Genomic DNA, 17,294 nt, shown 5'->3' with positions numbered 1-17,294 from the left:
CAACCGCTAAGCCGGTTACTTTAACTGTATCCGCGATTCCTGCATTGTTTGTTACCGTGATGTTATCTGCTACAGGTGCTGTGGATGCCGCTTCTGCATCAAAGTCTACTTCTAACGCATCACTTTCCGATTGGCCTGTTGCTGTTGCCGTTACAAATACGGATCCTGTTGCACTTCCCAGCTGCGTGATGCTAACTGTAGCCGTTGTTGCGCTAGCTGCTACTGTTGCTGTACCCAGTTGTTTCTTCGTTGCATCCGTTGGTACTTTATCATAAACTTTTACGACTGTTCCTGCAGTAAGACCTGTAAATGCGATGGTATCAGCTTTACCTACGTTATTTGTAGCCGTTACGTTANTTTTGCCTTCCGCATCAAAAGCTTTCTCTGTTTTGCTCGACTCCAGCTTGCCAGTCGATGTTACTGTAACTTCAAGGTTACCTGCTGCTGCGTCAATTTGCGGTATGCTGATTACAACTTCGCTCTTACCTGTTGCGACGCCAGCGGATGTTGCCAGTACCGTTGCCACGCCTTTTTTGTACACTTTTACAATGTCGCCAACCGCTAAGCCGGTTACTTTAACTGTATCCGCGATTCCTGCATTGTTTGTTACCGTGATGTTATCTGCTACAGGTGCTGTGGACACTGCTTCTGCATCAAAGTTTACTTCTAGCGCATCACTTTCCAACTGACCTGTTGCTGTTGCTGTTACAAATACGGAACCCGTCGCTGTTCCTAGCTGTGCAATACTGATCGTAGCTGTAGTTGCGCCAGCTGCTACTGTTGCTGTACCCAGTTGTTTCTTCGTTGCATCAGTCGGTACTTTGTCATAAACCTTCACGACTGTGCCAGCAGTTAGACCTGTAAATGCGATTGTATCGGCTTTACCTACGTTATTTGTAGCCGTTGCTCCTGATTCAGATATCGCATCCGATTTGCCCTCTGCATCGTAAGCTTTCTCCGTTTTAGTTGATTCCAGCTTACCTGTAGATGTAATTGTAACTTCAATATCGCCTGCAACGGTGCTTAACTGTGGCACGCTAACCACTACTTCGCTCTTGCCTGTTGCGACTGCAGCAGATGTTGCCAGTACTGTTGCTACACCTTTTTTATACACTTTTACGATATCGCCAACTGCTAGGCCCGTTACTTTGATCGTATCCGTAAGCCCAGCATTATTTGTAACTGTGATATTACCTGCATCCGGTGCACTTGATACTGCTTCACCATCAAATGATGTTTCTGTTGCTTCAGTTTCCAATGTAACCGATATGTATACCTTTCCAGTTGCAGCGCCTAAGTTTGCTATGCTTACAAATGCTTCTGTAGCGCCTTTAGCAACAGTTGCCGTTCCCAGTAAGACGCCACCAGTCGCTTTATCATATACTTTCACAATTGCGCCTTCTACTAATCCGCCAACTCTAACTACATCAGGCTTTCCTACATTATTTGTAATAATAACGTTGTCAGTGTTCCACCCAACAGTTACTTGCGCTGCATTAGCACTAGCAATAGGTACAAGTGCAACAGCTGAGCCAAATAATATTGTCGCCAATAATTTCTTGCTACCTTTTTTAACCATTTAAATGTCTCCTTTGTAGACCTATAGTAAATTCTCGTATATTCATGATTTATTCCAGGCCAAATTCAACTAGTACATTAGGACTGTTAATAAATCTACTAGTATATCTATCGGCCTATTCAATCAAATAAGTTAGCATTTTTTCACCATATTCTACATAGATCGACACTATTTTTTTCATGTAAAAATTAATGATAGCTATAACCAACTAACTTGGTTCAAAATTTACCTAGCCCAAGTTAAACCGTATACTTCAATAGGGAGATTTACTGTAAGAATTTTTGCACATTGATTCATTGTACTTCCTGTCGTATATACATCATCTATAATATAAATAAGGAATGAAGTTGCAGAGGAACTTTTTATATACTTATGAACTAGGTCGTCATCCACCTCAAAAACGTGCTCTAAATCATCTAATCTATCGATTCGCTTCTTAAAACTTTGCTTATCAGTATGTCTACTTCGCTTAAGTAGCGACACAACGGGGATACCTACTCTTCTCCCTAATTCTAAAGCCATCTGTTCCGCTTGATTGAAACCACGTTCATGCATTCTTTGATCACTTACTGGTACGAAAGTAATGTATTCTTTTTTAATTTCAAATTTACCATTTAAAGCTTCCCTATTTACTTCCAACAGTTGAAAAGAATGCATAAGCATTTGTCCCAATACAGTTTTCAAACGCTCATCTCCACGATATTTATAGCGAGCTAATAAATCTTTCATCGTTTCATCATATCTCACAGCACTACGGCTCTTTGAGAAATAAGCATGTCTTCTTTTGCAGTCAAAGCACCTTTCTCCACGACCACATATTTCACAAACTACCGTCCGAATCCAAGGTATCCTCATATAACACGCACCACATAGCCCCAACTGCTTAACGCCATCAGAGCTGGTTTGCTTACATAGCAAGCACTCTTCTTTCATAGGGCTGAGCAGTGAAAAGAAAGTTTCTCTCCAAACACTCAGCCAATTTTTCCAAACTCTCATTCATTTCCCCCTCTCAAAATATCCTAGTTTACGCGCTATGCGGTTCATCTTCTCAATTTGTCGAACAGCCTCCTTTTGTGATTGCGTGATTTCTTTTGCTGCAAAATACACCTTCCCAGCCGGGTCATCCTTTGATCTGCCAGCCCGACCCGCCATCTGAACAAGCGCTGCCTCATCAAACAATTTTGAATCGGCATCTAAGATGAATACATCCGATTTCGGTACAGTGACTCCCCGTTCCAAAATTGTTGTTGTCACCAAAACACGAATATCCCTGTCACGAAAACGCTGAACCCTCTCTGTTCGATCAGGGTCCTTCGATGAAGTTCCTTCGATGCACACGTTGGTACCACCACTTAACCTTGCCTTAAGCAGATCCACTGTTGGTCCCACCAAACGAATATTAGGAACAAATACAAACAACTGTGCCCCCCGTCTCACTGAAGCATCCAGCTTTGTAAATATCGAATTAGGCAAAACTTGAGTATTTATGCATTTATTTAAGGATGGGACTGCTAAGAGCACCGGTACCGGCAGAGGATGTTTATGAAAACGCACGGGTACTCGCACATGTGGTAAATACCCACGTTCGGCTGCCTGCCTAACGTCCTTTGGCGGTGTAGCTGATAGCAAAATATTCACACCGTTAGGCTTACAAACTTTGGCTGCAGCATAGGCAAGCATTGGATTGTTATGGTACGGGAACGCATCAATCTCATCAATGATGACAAGATCAAAACCTTTATCAAATCGCATAAGTTGATGTGTCGTAGCAATCGTAATCTGCCCTTGCTCCCAGCGCTGTTCGCTTCCACCATAAAGCGTAACAACACTATACTCGGCAAAAGCTCGTGAGATTCTTGGTTGAAGCTCCAGCACCACGTCTTTGCGCGGAGTTGCTATAAGCACGCTTTCCCCTCTAGCCACTGTTAGATGAATGAATGGAAATATCATCTCCGTCTTTCCAGCGCCAGTAACCGCCCAAATTAGAAATCGCCGAGGCACCTGAGCTCGTCCACCACCACGTGCAACCTTGTCCCCTTCTTCCGTAATAAAATGCAGCCCCTCCAGTGATGCTTTGGTCTGAGCCTCACTAAGACCCCATGGTCTGGTATAGATCTCGAGATCCTCAATTGGCGGCTTTATTCTTTCCACTGCTATCTTCTCATTCTCAGCGGTTCCCCCAGAGATCAGCAAAGTGCAAAATCTTGCCCGCCCCATAGTTAAACATGCCTCGCAGTAAGGACAATCTTGTCCGCAGTAGAGACAGGATGTCCAATACAAGCTCTCCTCACCACTTCCGCAACGTTTACAGGAGAATATAAGCTTCTTCTGTAAACCTCGACGTAAGTCTCGATATTCCTTTATATTCAGCCCATTTCCTAACGTTAAATCTCCGTTAAGATGAGTCAGTTGAAGATAGTTCATCCATCCTTCCCCTGCCCCTAGATTTATATTTGCTGCCTTTAATAACTGCTCAAACTCCTCTATAAGCAAGGCCCTACCACTGCAAGCTAATACAATTTTGGCATAAATCCCAGGATCTAAAATCATCTTAGGAAATACAGTATGCTCGCTAAACGTTATTTTCTTCATTGTTATTTGGTCAATGTTGAGTAATCCGCATTCCTTGGCCGCCCGGCAAAACTGCTTCAACAAAATCTCTTCGTTCATAACCGCTTGTTTCGAATTTAAGTATTTTAGTTTGGGAAGCATCCGCATACCTTGCCCAAACGAAATAAAAGGTTCGAACAGTACGAGGCCGGCGTCGGCTGCGTATTGCTCGAACCAATATTGAATGTCTGTCATAGGGTGAATAGTAAAATGCCATTTCCACTCTTTATTCAAACAAACGGCGTAAAGTTGAACCTTCATTGCTCACCTTACTCTCTTTTTAAGTACCAGCTGTAAGCGATTACTACTATCCTACAGGAATCTTTACAAGATCTTCCCTGTTGCTGAGATGAACAACAACAAAAGGTTCTCCTTCATGTTGACTCATAAACTGATCAACGGCATCAAATTCCATTTGATATCTCAGATCAAGTAAATGGGTATGGGATAATCGCTCAATAATTTGCCTCGTGTCGTCAGAAGACCCTTCATCGAAGATCGTTGCGGTAACTTCATAACCTTTTAGTCCAGAGAAAAAAAATAATGAGCGAATATACCATTCAATTTGATTCTGGTTATTTTTGGTGACAAGCAGCACCTTTGCAGGCTTCTTATTTCTACCCTTGCGGGCTCCGAACAATAGATGAAGCACTGCGATACTGATTCCGTAGCAACCCAAGATCCAAAGTAACCCAATCCACATAACGGATCCCTCCCTTATTTGCAGTGTATGCCGCAAAAAGTAGAGGGGTTCCAACAACAGGAGTCTTACAAGGTTACCCAACCATTCTTAATCGCGATGATAACCGCTTGTGTACGGTCATCAACCTCCATTTTTTGAAGAATGGAGCTAACATGGTTCTTAACCGTTTTCTCACTGATATAAAGAAACTCTCCAATCAGTTTATTACTTTTACCTTCTGCCATTAAACGAAGAACTTCCGCTTCCCGTTTGGTAAGTGGACTGTTGGTATTATGTATGTATTTAAGCGCAGAATCCTTAGCGCCCTGTCCTGAACCAACCACACCGACGTCGTCTAAATAAGTCATACGTCTTAGCTGATTGATTAGTTTTCCTGTAACTTTAGGGTGAATGTAGGCGTGACCAGCCACCACCGAACGGATCGCATTAATAAGTGACTCTGCTTCCATATCCTTAAGCAAGTAACCCGATGCTCCTTTGCGAAGGGTCTCGAATACATAGCTCTCATCATCATGCAGGGAAAGAATGATAACCTTAATATCAGGGAAAATAAGCTTTAAGCGCTCAGTCGCGACTACACCGTTCTCAAGCGGCATATTGATATCCATGAGAACAATATCTGGCGTAATTTGATTGCATAGCTCAATAACCTGGATACCATCACCACACTCACCAATGACTTCCATATCATCTTCCATATTGATAATCCGTTTAACACCTTCGCGAAACAGCTGGTGATCGTCCGCAATAACAATTCGCACATTGCGTTTATGACTCGCCGTGTTGTCCATTTTGATTTTCCTCCTTGTTCTCTGCACCGCCGCCAATAGGGATTAACATTGTAATTTTGGTCCCGGAATCTTTGGCGGAATCAATGATCATTGTGCCTTCCAGAAGCTCAACACGCTCACGCATGCCTAACAGACCGAAATTATTGCCTTTAGCTATTTTCTGCTCTGTTTGCGGCACATCGAATCCGATCCCATTATCTACAACGTAGATTTGTACTTGATCGGGTTCCAGTGTTAGCTCAACAGATAAGAAAGTTGCTTTCGCATGTTTTATTACATTAGATAGAGCTTCTTGCACCAGTCGGAAAATCGCAATTTCAAGCCCTGATGGAATGCGAGTCTGCTTGCCTACGAGATTGAATTGTGTACGGATTCGATACTTCTCTTCGCAATCTTGAACATATTTACGCAGAGTCGGCACGATACCTAGATCATCGAGCGCCATCGGGCGGAGGTTGAAGATGATCTTGCGAACTTCTTCAAGCCCCCCTCTGACTTGGCCCTTTAAATCCACTAGTTCTTCCTTTACCGCGGGGATATCTTCTTTAATAAGCATGCGCTGAGCAATTTCTGTCCGCAGCACAACGTTTGCCAAGGTCTGAGCCATACCATCATGGATTTCACGCGCAATGCGCTTTCGCTCTTCCTCTTGCGCCAGGATAATCTTCAAACCAAGCAGTTGCCTGTTTTTGGCTGATTCCAATATGCGAGTGACCTGATTGAGATCTCCGGATAAGTATTCTAAAACTACATTCATCTGAGAAACGATCGTTTCAGCCCGCTCTACCTGCTTGTCCACATTCTTAGTTCGCACCTGCAGGTCATTACGTCTGGTCTTCAAATTATTTTCTTTTTCCCTAGCAATAGTGAGTTGTAATTGAAAGGCAATAGCCGCTTCATAAGCAACCTTAATATCTTCCTCACGGTACTTATTAAAGTCACGACTGACTTCCGTGAGTCGAATGCGGGAGCGCTTGTAATCTTTCTCTAGCTTATCGACCAAATCAATCGTGATACTCGTCTCATGCTTAATTTCTTCAAGTTCACGAGTAAGTGATTCTTTCTCCAAGCGAGAAGCTTCAGCGATCTCGAACATCTGATACTTGCTGCTCTCCATGACGTTAATTGCGTTTTTTATGACACGATCTATAGCGTCTGGTTGCAAATGAAACATGCTCCTTTGTATTAACAATATTAGAAATTAGTCTACCCCATATTGTAACATAGTTCTTACAATTTGAAGTGAACTTCTAGCACTATTTATTCAAGGGAAATGCCATAATTTTGGGGATCCCAGCCTACTTTAAACCCTAATTTCTCAGAAATTACACGAAGTGGAACCATAGTCACATTATTCATAATTTTTGGCGCAACCTCCGCCGTAACACGATCCCCATTTGCGAGCAAATCTGCATTATCAATCCACAGATCGATTAGCTTATCCCCGCGAATAACGGTAACTTTCCGTTCTTTGTCATCCCATTTCACATTACCGCCGAGAGCCTCAGTTACAAATCGGATTGGAATAAGTGTATTGTCATTAACAATCGTTGGTGCTTGCTCTAGCGTCATCGCTTTTGAGTTTACCGTTACCTGCTTTTTGTTCACTGTGAGTTTAACTGAGTTCTTCGGCAAAGCTGGTAGCTGTCCTTTATAAATAAAAGAGATATCATCAATACTAATTTTCCCTTTCGGTGCTCTTTCATCCTGTCCATTCGCCGGATTAGCTACGTACACACTCTTGAGCTTAATCGGGAATTTCAAATCGGAAACATCCGCGGTCAACTTACGCCAGCCTGTCCAGTTCGTATTTTCTGTGAAGCTGACATAATTCAGTTTACCATCAGCATCAACAATTTCAGCACGCACCCAGTTAAAGCTTCCATCACCAAGGACTTTAGCTGTAATAAACTCGGGTTCACCAGTAATTTGCACACCGTTAGTGCCATCAAATCGAGCGTATGCAGCTTTCGTTCCTGTACCTTTTGTAAAATCGTAAGTAATCGCTAAATTCTTATTTCCGTTTGATTGCTCAATATTTACTGAAGACACAACCTCTGCCGGGTATTTATCACCTGTCGTTATAACAGCAGATTTATCTAGGTCATACCATACCTTTTCTTGTCCAACTGGAAGAGTAACCATTGTACTGAATCCATCGTATCTGGCGATAACCTGCGCAGCCTGAGAACCTGAAGCACTATCTACATGTAAAATACCATCTTTCAGGCTTCCTTTCACTCCGCTAAGCTCCCATGTCGCTGATCCCGCGGGTAACTCTCTTGTAGCACCGTTTTTGGTAGTCACCGTGATTGGCAGCTTAAAATCTCCACCTTCAGTTAACGAAAAGGAACCGGCATTGAATTTCATCGAATTAATTTGATTCCGACCGATAACTTCTACATCCATGGATGCAGTGCCTTTGCCTGACTTTGCTGTAATTTGCGTTTTACCAGGAACTGCGGGTGTAAATATATTATCCTTAAAGGTACCATTGGTTGTCGAACTACTCCATTGCGGGATAATACCATCAACAGAGATCGGATTGTAGTAATCATCATATGCTTTAAATTGATAAGGGCTGGATTCATTCATGAATAAAATATTTTGGCCTTTTAAAATAAGACCTTTTAACTCACCTTTAGGCGCAGTTGAATATACACCTACACCATTTACAACAGACCGTTGGTTGCCATTCTCGGTTTTATTCACTAATTTTGGATCAAAGTCACCTAGGGGTCTGGATACCATTTGCGTGGAACCACCACCATCGAGAACCATCCCTCTCCAAACTCCCGCACTAATCATAAACTGTTGGAGCTCTGGCAGCGTCATACCCGCACTACCTGCACTCCGGTCAGAGGTGATAATATAGGCCGTTTTCATATCCTTAGAATAGCCTAGAGCCGTTCGTGAGCGCGGGCTATATCCGCTGAAATCGTTAATATTTCGTGTAAAATAACTCGGCTTCGCCTCATCCACCAGCAGCGTGCTGCCACCGATTAACATTTTGAAGTTCTTCCAATCATACGTTTTGGAAGCGTCATGCGGAACCATATCATATTTGGTCGTGATTTTATCTCCGACTTTGAGGTGATTGACGATAAACTCTCTTGCCAGGCCTGAACCTCTAAGAATATAGCCATCTGCAGGAGCAATCATTTTAATATTCGTATCTACAGCAATTTCCTTGACGATATCATTTTGAATAAGCGCCTCAGTCGGAACGTGCGTTCCATCTACTGCTCTTTGTGTCATTGCCCAAGCACTCGTATATAAGAAAAGTCCGTCAGCAATCATCGCGACATCGTTATCGTCCCAATAATACGTTTTATTCACACCACCAAGTTCAAAAGACGTTCCATCCTTCGCTGTAACCTTGCCCTGGAAGTCAAGAATATCAATAATGGGTTGATTATTCTTCGTTATTGCAAAAGAATAGAGTCCCGATATTTTAGCTGGCGTCGCCATCACCGTTCCATTCGTGATTTGAGCTCCTTCCGGTACACCCTCTGCCTGTGTATTAAAGAAATCCCCATTTACACCTGCTACTGCGCCGCTATCCTTCACCATGCCCAAAACACTCTGGTTCTTCGTAAACTGCGTATTTGTCCCTGCCATTGCGTCTATCTTTACGTTCGGATTCGTCAAGTCAACCTCGACCACGTTGGCGTTTACCGAAACGTCCTTATTGCTTCTCGTTGTAGTCCAAACATAATTCTTCATAACTGCGCCTGATGTAATTGTTTCCTGTGAACTAAGCGTCAACATTGATCCTGCCGCATTTACCGTAGTCCCAGCTACCAATTGCCACATCAATGCGCAAGCCAGCGCACCTATCCCTACTTGCTTCTGTAACGTCATGTTGCTTTTCCACACTCCTCTTTCAGTCTAATTCTAGTATCTATCATTTTCACGATACTTATATAGACTCTTAAACTATGGAAAAAGTTACGATAGGATAACAGTTGTATTTATACACCAATAGAACACAAAAAAGAGAGTCAGCCCTTATGGGACTTGCTCTCTGCTTGAGATACAAAACCTGTAAATTACAGGATACGTTTAATTTTAGCTTCATGCTCAATAGATCGAGCAGACAAAAGTTCAATAATGGAATGCTGCTGTTCCTGGATGAGCTCAATCCGCTTTACAGTTGCATTGGTTTCCAATACGGCTTGTTTAACTTGAATTTGATCTATTTCTATTCTGTCTAGGCGTGTGTCTAGGCCATCCAATCGGTTGTCGATTACAATCAAATGCGTATCTATGCCACTCAAGTGATCGTCTATGCCAGATAAGTGGTTATCGATTCCACTCAAGTGGCCGTCAATTCCACCCAAGCGATTATCGACCCCACTCAAGTGGCCGTCAATTCCACTTAAGCGGTCATCGACTCCACTCAAATGGTCGTCAATTCCACTCAAGCGGTTATCGACTCCACTTAGATGGTCGTCAATTCCACTCAAGCGGTTATCGACTCCACTTAAATGGTCGTCAATTCCACTCAAGCGGTTGTCGATACCATCCAAACGTTTATCAATCACATCTAACCTATCAAACATTGGTAAGAACTCGGCCTTCAGCAGAGCTGATAGAGCCTCTTTCGTCTCATTGTCCATTTCCACCACTCCCCGACCCATCTATAAAAGATGCCCCTAATCGTAGTCTTAGTATATCATACGAATTGCTCGTGATGAAAAATCAATGGAGTATATCTATATATTACCATTTTTTTATATTGTTAGTCAAACATATGTTCTATTTTACTGTAAAGTAAAAAGCCGTCCAAAATAGGACGACTTTTCTAGTTATATTAAACTAAGGCTTGAGCTTTCAAAAGCTCAGCTTTGTCTGTACGCTCCCAAGGAACATCCAGGTCATTGCGGCCAAAGTGACCATATGCAGCTGTTTGACGATAGATCGGACGACGCAGATCTAGTTCTTTAATGATGCCCGCTGGGCGAAGGTCAAAGTTGTTGTGAATCAGCTCAACTAGTTTCTCTTCGCTCACTTTAGCCGTACCAAATGTATCCACGGCAATGGATACCGGACGCGCAACTCCAATTGCATAAGCAAGTTGAACTTCACATTTTTCAGCAAGTCCAGCTGCTACAATGTTTTTCGCAACATAACGTGCTGCGTATGCACCGGAACGGTCAACTTTCGTTGGATCCTTACCAGAGAAAGCTCCGCCGCCGTGACGTGCATAACCACCATACGTATCAACGATGATTTTACGACCAGTCAAACCAGCGTCTCCTTGAGGTCCGCCAATTACGAAACGGCCAGTTGGATTAATAAAATAGTTTGTATTTTCATCCAACAAATGTGCTGGAACGATTGGAGCAATTACATGCTCTTTAATATCTTTTTGGATTTGCTCCAAAGTAACTTCTTCACCGTGCTGTGTGGAAACAACGATTGCATCTACACGAACAGGTTTATCATCAATATACTCAACAGTTACTTGTGTTTTACCATCCGGACGCAGGTATGGAAGAGTTCCATCTTTGCGAACTTCTGTCAAACGACGAGCCAATTGGTGAGAAATTGAAATCGGAAGTGGCATAAGTTCAGGAGTCTCATTAACTGCGAAACCGAACATAAGACCTTGGTCACCAGCACCAATTGCTTCAATTTCTTCATCGGACATAGAACCTTCTCTTGCTTCAAGAGCTCTGTTAACGCCTTGGGCAATGTCAGGGGATTGCTCATTCAAAGAAACAAGAACCGCACATGTTTGGGAATCAAATCCGTATTTAGCCCGTGTATAACCAATTTCTTTGATTGTTTGTCTTGCGATTGCTTGAATATCAACGTATTCAGAGCTAGAAGTAATCTCACCAATTACCAAAACCAAACCAGTTGCTACAGATACCTCACATGCTACACGAGCATTCGGATCATTAGCAAGAAATGCATCCAAAACCGAGTCAGAAATTTGGTCACAAATTTTATCTGGATGACCTTCTGTTACGGATTCGGATGTAAATAAACGACGTCCACGTACTTGCGCCATATCATTCATCCTCCTAATATCATTTAGTATGTTTGAAAAGCTTCTACTCGATGCCTCTATATGAAAAAAAGTGGGCCCGGCTTTAGCGGCAGCTTTTCACGCCAAACGGAATCCCTCTTTTGCGCTCTGCGCTGACAAGAACTTTGAATTCCGTACTGCTAAAAATTTTGCACAACCAATTAATGAATAAAGACAATAAAAAAATGAACCTTTTCCGATTGGAAAAGGTTAAATTAAACATTGACCTTCAATTAGTTATCTTACTTTATTTGTCGTCTAGTGTCAATGAATGTAGTCGTGAATAAATTATGAATAATTTCAAATTTTAGAGAGAGAACAAGGCTTCTTCAGCTCGTTGGATCAGCCTTTTCGTTATAGCCCCCCCAACAGCCCCTGTATCTCTTGAAGAGATGTGCCCCCAATAATCTTCTTTCACTGAGGAAGAAGGGATTGAGCCCAGCTCAGTTGCAAACTCCGTGTCTGCACTTAACGACATGTGCTTACCCACCGGCAATCCCAATTCAGCAGCAATCTCGTATTTAAGTGCATCCAGTGCCTTTTTTGATTGAGGAACCAATTTGTTGTTACTTCTAGCCATAATAAACGCCTCCCTAGAGTTTTTATTATTAAAAACCAAGTTCCGCAAGCAGCTGACCCATGTGGGGACACCTTTATTATGGCTAGATTCTTCAACACCAACCGCATAAGAAGTTGTCATTACGGGTAAAATTATGGAGACGATTAAACTTTATTTACAAATAAAAGACTCTACTTTGCAGCTGTACTTCCATCTGCATTCAATAGTAAATAGCCGCCACGTACCATGACAAAAATGTCCGCCGTATTTTTCGGTGATGGCTTGATACCGCGTCCCTCAGTCGGAAAAATCAAAAGATGGTTCAGCGCGACTTCCGTCCCCGCTGGAAGATCTTTGGCTCCCGTTACATCCGGGATGCCGTTATCATCGTTGCTCACGGTGAGGACCCTGCCGCTTCGCACGATAAATTCTGCGCCAGCGCCGGCGTAAAGTGTTTGTCCAGTTGCCAATTGGACAACCTTCATCGCCGCTGGCGTTGGGGCAGTGCCTGCGCCTCCGTTGCTCCCGTTGCCGGGCTGGCTTCCGCCAGCACTAGCAGCGATCGCTGAGGCGATGAGATCCTTCACCTTAGCTTCGCTTAAGGTGTTCTGATCAAAATAGCTCTTTGTGATCACCGGATCGGTGGACGAGCCTGGAGTCGGAGCTTCGGCTTGGGATATTGCCATTGGGGCTAGTGCAAGCATACCTGTCATGATCGCGATTTTAAAATGTATTTTCATTAACTTGTCCCCTTTGCTGCTGTATGGTATGTAGAAAAGAAAAAGACCCCGAAGGGTCCTTTCTTTTTGAACTTAGATTATGGAGTTACAACGATTTGTACGGATTTACCGTTTGGAGCTGTAGCTGTAACAACATACTCAGATACACCAACTGGAACTGTTACAGTACCATCAGCATTAATTGAAACAGATTCACCTGTTTTAGCTGTTGTGTTAACAGTAAAGTTAATGCCTAGTACTGATTTGTAATCAAGTACTGCTTGATCTTTGTACTCGATACCATAGTTGTCAACAACTTTCAATTGGTTGTCGCTATCTTTGCTGAATAACTGCCATACCTTGAAGCCATCTCTAGCATTAAGTTTGTCAGAAGTATCTACACTTGAGCGACCTGCAGTGATGGAATCAACTGCAATAGCATCAGCCTTAACTGTAACTTCTTGAGACAAGTTGATAGTTTCGCCAGTGTTTGTGTAAACAACTGCTGAAACTGTAGCAGTACCTGCTTTGTTACCCAAGACATAACCTTTTTCTGTAGTACCTAATACGAAGTCAGGTGCACTTGAGCCCGTAGTTAAGATTACGTTAGGATCAGAGCTGGAAAGGCTGCGGATGAAGTTTGTAGGCAATTTAACTTTGTTGCCTGCCTCATCTTTTGCAGTTACACCAACGCTCTTATCGAATTGACTAGTACCTGCGACAATATCAGCAGCACCAACAGTAGAGCTTAACTTATCTTTTGTAGCAAACAGAGATCCGATTGAATTTAAGGAATAAGTCAACTTAGTGTTAGCTTTTACTGCTTGAATAGAACGGCTTACAGCGCTGGATACTTCACCCCAAGTATTGCTGCCAGCAACTTGCTTTTCTACAACAACTTTAATAGTTGCTTTACCCTCAGTACCTAAAGTAGTCAATGTGTCAAACCCTGTGTTAAACTCATCGATGTTCGTGTTGTCGAAGATATAAGTAGTAACGTTACCAGCTGTTGTACCTGCAGCTAATGCAGCAGCGTTTTGAGGAACAATGTTAGTAGCTGTTCCAGCTTGATCTCTAGTAACTTCTGCTTTAATTCGATAGTTAGCAGTACGTCCATTTGAACCTGGGATAGATGCAGCAATATCATCTTTAAGGTCTTTTCCGTATTGGTCAACTAATTGGAAAACAACTTCATCTTTTGCACCCAAAATTGCTTTTGCAGCACTTTCAGTTTTCACAGCGATACGGTCTGGATAACGACCTTCACCAACAGCAACACTTGTTTGAATAAATGTATTTGTTTGAGATTGGTTAATTTGACCAGAAATGAAAACTTTGTTTCCTACAGCATTACCACTAGGGAAAGCTAAACGAAGCTTACCTTTGTCGCTGCCAGTTTCTTGAAGTGCTGCTGTACCGTTGGATACAGTAAAATTGAAGCGTGCTTTGTTGTCTACAATATCTTGAATGCTTAATTTATTGCCGTTAGCATCAGTTACAATTAGAGGAACAAACACTTCTGTATCTGTTGCACTCACGGATACGCTGGAAGTATCGAACTCAACTTTAGTAGCCAAGTTGCCTGCTCCAACACTAACTGTTGCAGTAGCAGATGATGCACCACCATATACATTTACTGTGAATTCAGCAGTTTTGTCTACTTTTGAAGTCAGTTTAACTTTAAGACGAGCGTTGTCGTTGTCGTCAAACAAGTCAGAAGCTACTAGGCCGCTACCAGCTTTATCAACTACCAAGTATTGTTCGTAAGGTGTGATAACTGGGTTAATGTTGCTCGCATTAACTTCAGGTGAAGCACCATTAAATTGTGATCTAACGATCGTGTTGCCATATTGGTCAAGCAAAGTCAATGGAATCGATGCAGTGTCATCAGCAGAAGTCAATTTGTTTGTAGTAGTGTTGGAGTAAGTTACTTTACCTGTTTCGATTTTGCTCAAAAGAGGTACTGTTCCTACTTTAAAGTTTTTAGAAACTGTAACATTGCTGCTGTTATAGTATACAGTTACTGGAATAACTCCATTCCCTTGGCTGATACCCAAACCATTGCTTGGGAAAGTAATTACAAAGTTTCCATCAGTATCTTTTTTGAAAGAAGTTGGAGCTTGACCGTTTGTAAGTGCTGTGAAGTTAGAAGTTGAGATAGATACTGCTTCACCGTATTGGTTAGCTGCCTTAACTTTAACAGATGCACTTGCACTGTAAGCTACAGTGTCTGCAGCATTTACGAAGTCAATTTTAGTAACTTGCTCGTCAGTCGCTTTGAAAGTTGCAGTTGTTTTATCAACATTAGCTGCATCAAGACCAGACAATGTTACTGTGTAATCACCTTCGCCGATACGAGTATCAGTTGTAAGTGTTACGGATTTTTTATCTTCGGACCACACTGGAGCAGTTGTGGAAGTAACTACTGCCAATGTACCTTTTGTCAAAGCCAATTTAGCAGCTGCAGTGTCAACAGCTTTGCTGAAAGTTACAAGAACTTTGTATACGCCAGCAGCTTTAGCTTCAGTTACGGAAACTTTACCAACGCTTGCGATAGCAGCGTCAGCTTGGAAAGCACCAACAACTAGGTCAGCACGGGAAGCCAATTTGGAACCGTCTGTACCTTCTGGAAGGATCTTTTTGTCAACTGCTTGCTTAACAGCATCAGCGTACCAAGGAGTACCTGTAGTGTCTGGTTTGATTCCAAGACCTTTAACAAGTGCAGTAGCGAACTCACCAAGAGTTACGTTAGCGCTCGGGTCAAAAGATGTGTCGGATTTACCATCAACAAGTCCTGCTTTTTTAGCAGCTTCGATGAAAGGAATTGCCCAGCCGTTAGCTGTGTCGTCCGCTTTCACGTCTGCAAAGCTGGAAGTTTTAACAGTGTCGTCAACTTTAACGCCAGCAACCAAAACAAGAACTTTAGCGAATTGTGCGCGAGTCATGTTTTCTTTGATACCGAAGGAATCATCAGCTGTACCTTCGAAGTATTTTTTTGCAAGCATAGCATCGATTTTAGCAAGTACAGTTGCATCTAGGCCTTCAAGATCTTTAAAGTCCTTGGAAGTTTTAACTGCAGTTGGAGCTGTTGTGGAAGTAGTGGAAGTTGTATCAGTGCTAGTAGTAGTAGTTTCAGCAGCCATTGCTACCGATGCAAACATGGAGAATGCCAATGTTGCAGAAGCGAGAACTTTTAAACTTTTTTTCATAACCTTTTTTTCTCCTCCTTGAATATCTTTGGTTTTATTTTTTAGGTTGGATCTTGCAATATTCGAGCTCGATTCACTCATTGTTTAGTTCACCCCCTTCCCAGAGTTAGAGCATTATATAACTAAGTTCGCGTGCAGCTCTATTAGCCGCATTGGAAACTAGTAAACTTTTAGTAGAAAAATAGACACCCACACCAATTTACATTATACATTGGTCGAATAGCGTCGTAAAGAATTATTTTAGCAACATTAGCTGTCGCTTACTGCTAAAGAAAAATTTCCTTAGTATTAACATGTTTTCAAAGTATTAAACGCAGAGATTCAGAAAAAGTTGCGATTCTGGAAAAAAAAAAATTAAATCTTATCCGAAACAAACAAAAAAAGACCCCGAAGGGTCTCTTTCGTTATTTCTTATGATTGTGGAACAGCTACGGCTACTTGAACGGATTTGCCGTTCGGTGCGATGGCTGTGATCAAGAACTCATTCACATTACCATTGATCTTCGTGATTGCACCTGTTTGTGCGTTCATTTCTACGCTACCCGTGCCACTTACTACGGATACCGTGTAACGAAGGCCTAGAACAGCATCATACTTCGCAATATCAGCATTCTCGTACTCAATGCCATATTGGTCCGTTACCATTAATGTGTCGTCACCATCAGTGAAGTAGTCATAGGCAAGCTTGCCTGCTACATAATCAGCTGTTGTTTCTCCAGCTTCAAGTTTGTCCACTGTAATCGCATCTGCTTTCACCGTTACAGTTTGAGTCAAGTTAATAGTCTCANNNNACGCGTCTTCGCCTACAGTAGCTACTGTCGCTACAGCAGGATCAGAGCTTGAGATGCCTTGAACAGCATTAGAAGGAAGGATAACTTTGTTACCAGCTGAATCTTTTGCAATGACAGACAATTTTTTGTCAAATTGACTTTGTCCTGCAACGACTTTTTCACCTGTTGTAAAATCTGCATCCAAGTTATCTTGTGCTGCATACAACGTTCCTAGTGTATCTACAGAGTACGTCAAATCTGTGTCAGACTTAACAGCTTCAAAGGTACGGGATACAGCTGAAGAGTAATCCGAA

Annotated in this window: 11 protein-coding genes; all 11 read right to left on the bottom strand. The window is 42.4% G+C overall.

The annotated features are described in order from the left end of the window. Positions 1-1,804: 1,804 nt before the first annotated feature. Positions 1,805-2,575 carry a ComF family protein gene (locus GQF01_RS09670; RefSeq protein WP_161406603.1) on the bottom strand — a complete coding sequence of 257 codons (771 nt, stop codon included), beginning with the start codon at positions 2,573-2,575 and terminating at the stop codon, positions 1,805-1,807. After that, positions 2,576-4,384, bottom strand: coding sequence for a DEAD/DEAH box helicase (locus GQF01_RS09665; protein ID WP_235959329.1), 1,809 nt, complete (start codon positions 4,382-4,384; stop codon positions 2,576-2,578). Between the two features lie 112 nt (positions 4,385-4,496). Further along, positions 4,497-4,892, bottom strand: a complete 396-nt coding sequence (locus GQF01_RS09660) for a hypothetical protein (RefSeq protein ID WP_161406601.1) — start codon at positions 4,890-4,892, stop codon at positions 4,497-4,499. A gap of 65 nt (positions 4,893-4,957) precedes the next feature. Continuing rightward, positions 4,958-5,683: a response regulator gene (locus tag GQF01_RS09655; protein WP_127453353.1), complete on the bottom strand. Its 726-nt coding sequence runs from the start codon at positions 5,681-5,683 to the stop codon at positions 4,958-4,960. Further along, positions 5,661-6,857 (bottom strand): sensor histidine kinase, encoded by a 1,197-nt coding sequence (locus GQF01_RS09650; RefSeq protein WP_145668508.1) that lies wholly within the window; start codon positions 6,855-6,857, stop codon positions 5,661-5,663. Before GQF01_RS09650 ends, GQF01_RS09655 begins: the two co-directional genes overlap by 23 nt. A gap of 86 nt (positions 6,858-6,943) precedes the next feature. Beyond that, a complete protein-coding gene (locus tag GQF01_RS09645; RefSeq protein WP_161406600.1) occupies positions 6,944-9,547 on the bottom strand; it encodes a stalk domain-containing protein in 2,604 nt (867 codons plus the stop codon). Between the two features lie 188 nt (positions 9,548-9,735). Beyond that, a complete protein-coding gene (locus GQF01_RS09640; protein ID WP_161406599.1) occupies positions 9,736-10,248 on the bottom strand; it encodes a hypothetical protein in 513 nt (170 codons plus the stop codon). A 251-nt stretch (positions 10,249-10,499) separates the two neighbouring features. Then, positions 10,500-11,705: a methionine adenosyltransferase gene (metK, locus tag GQF01_RS09635; protein WP_161406598.1), complete on the bottom strand. Its 1,206-nt coding sequence runs from the start codon at positions 11,703-11,705 to the stop codon at positions 10,500-10,502. A gap of 325 nt (positions 11,706-12,030) precedes the next feature. Further along, entirely contained in the window at positions 12,031-12,303 is a 273-nt protein-coding gene (locus GQF01_RS09630) for an alpha/beta-type small acid-soluble spore protein (RefSeq protein WP_161406597.1), read from the bottom strand. A 170-nt stretch (positions 12,304-12,473) separates the two neighbouring features. Continuing rightward, positions 12,474-13,022 (bottom strand): hypothetical protein, encoded by a 549-nt coding sequence (locus GQF01_RS09625; protein ID WP_161406596.1) that lies wholly within the window; start codon positions 13,020-13,022, stop codon positions 12,474-12,476. Between the two features lie 77 nt (positions 13,023-13,099). Further along, positions 13,100-16,291: an S-layer homology domain-containing protein gene (locus GQF01_RS09620; RefSeq protein ID WP_161406595.1), complete on the bottom strand. Its 3,192-nt coding sequence runs from the start codon at positions 16,289-16,291 to the stop codon at positions 13,100-13,102. Positions 16,292-17,294: the final 1,003 nt, after the last annotated feature.

Origin of the sequence: Paenibacillus silvestris, assembly GCF_009882985.1 — a bacterium.
Classification (GTDB): Bacteria; Bacillota; Bacilli; order Paenibacillales; family NBRC-103111; genus Paenibacillus_E; species Paenibacillus_E silvestris.
The sequence above is the reverse complement of the archived record's forward strand: the minus strand, read 5'-3'. Positions and strand labels throughout refer to the sequence as shown.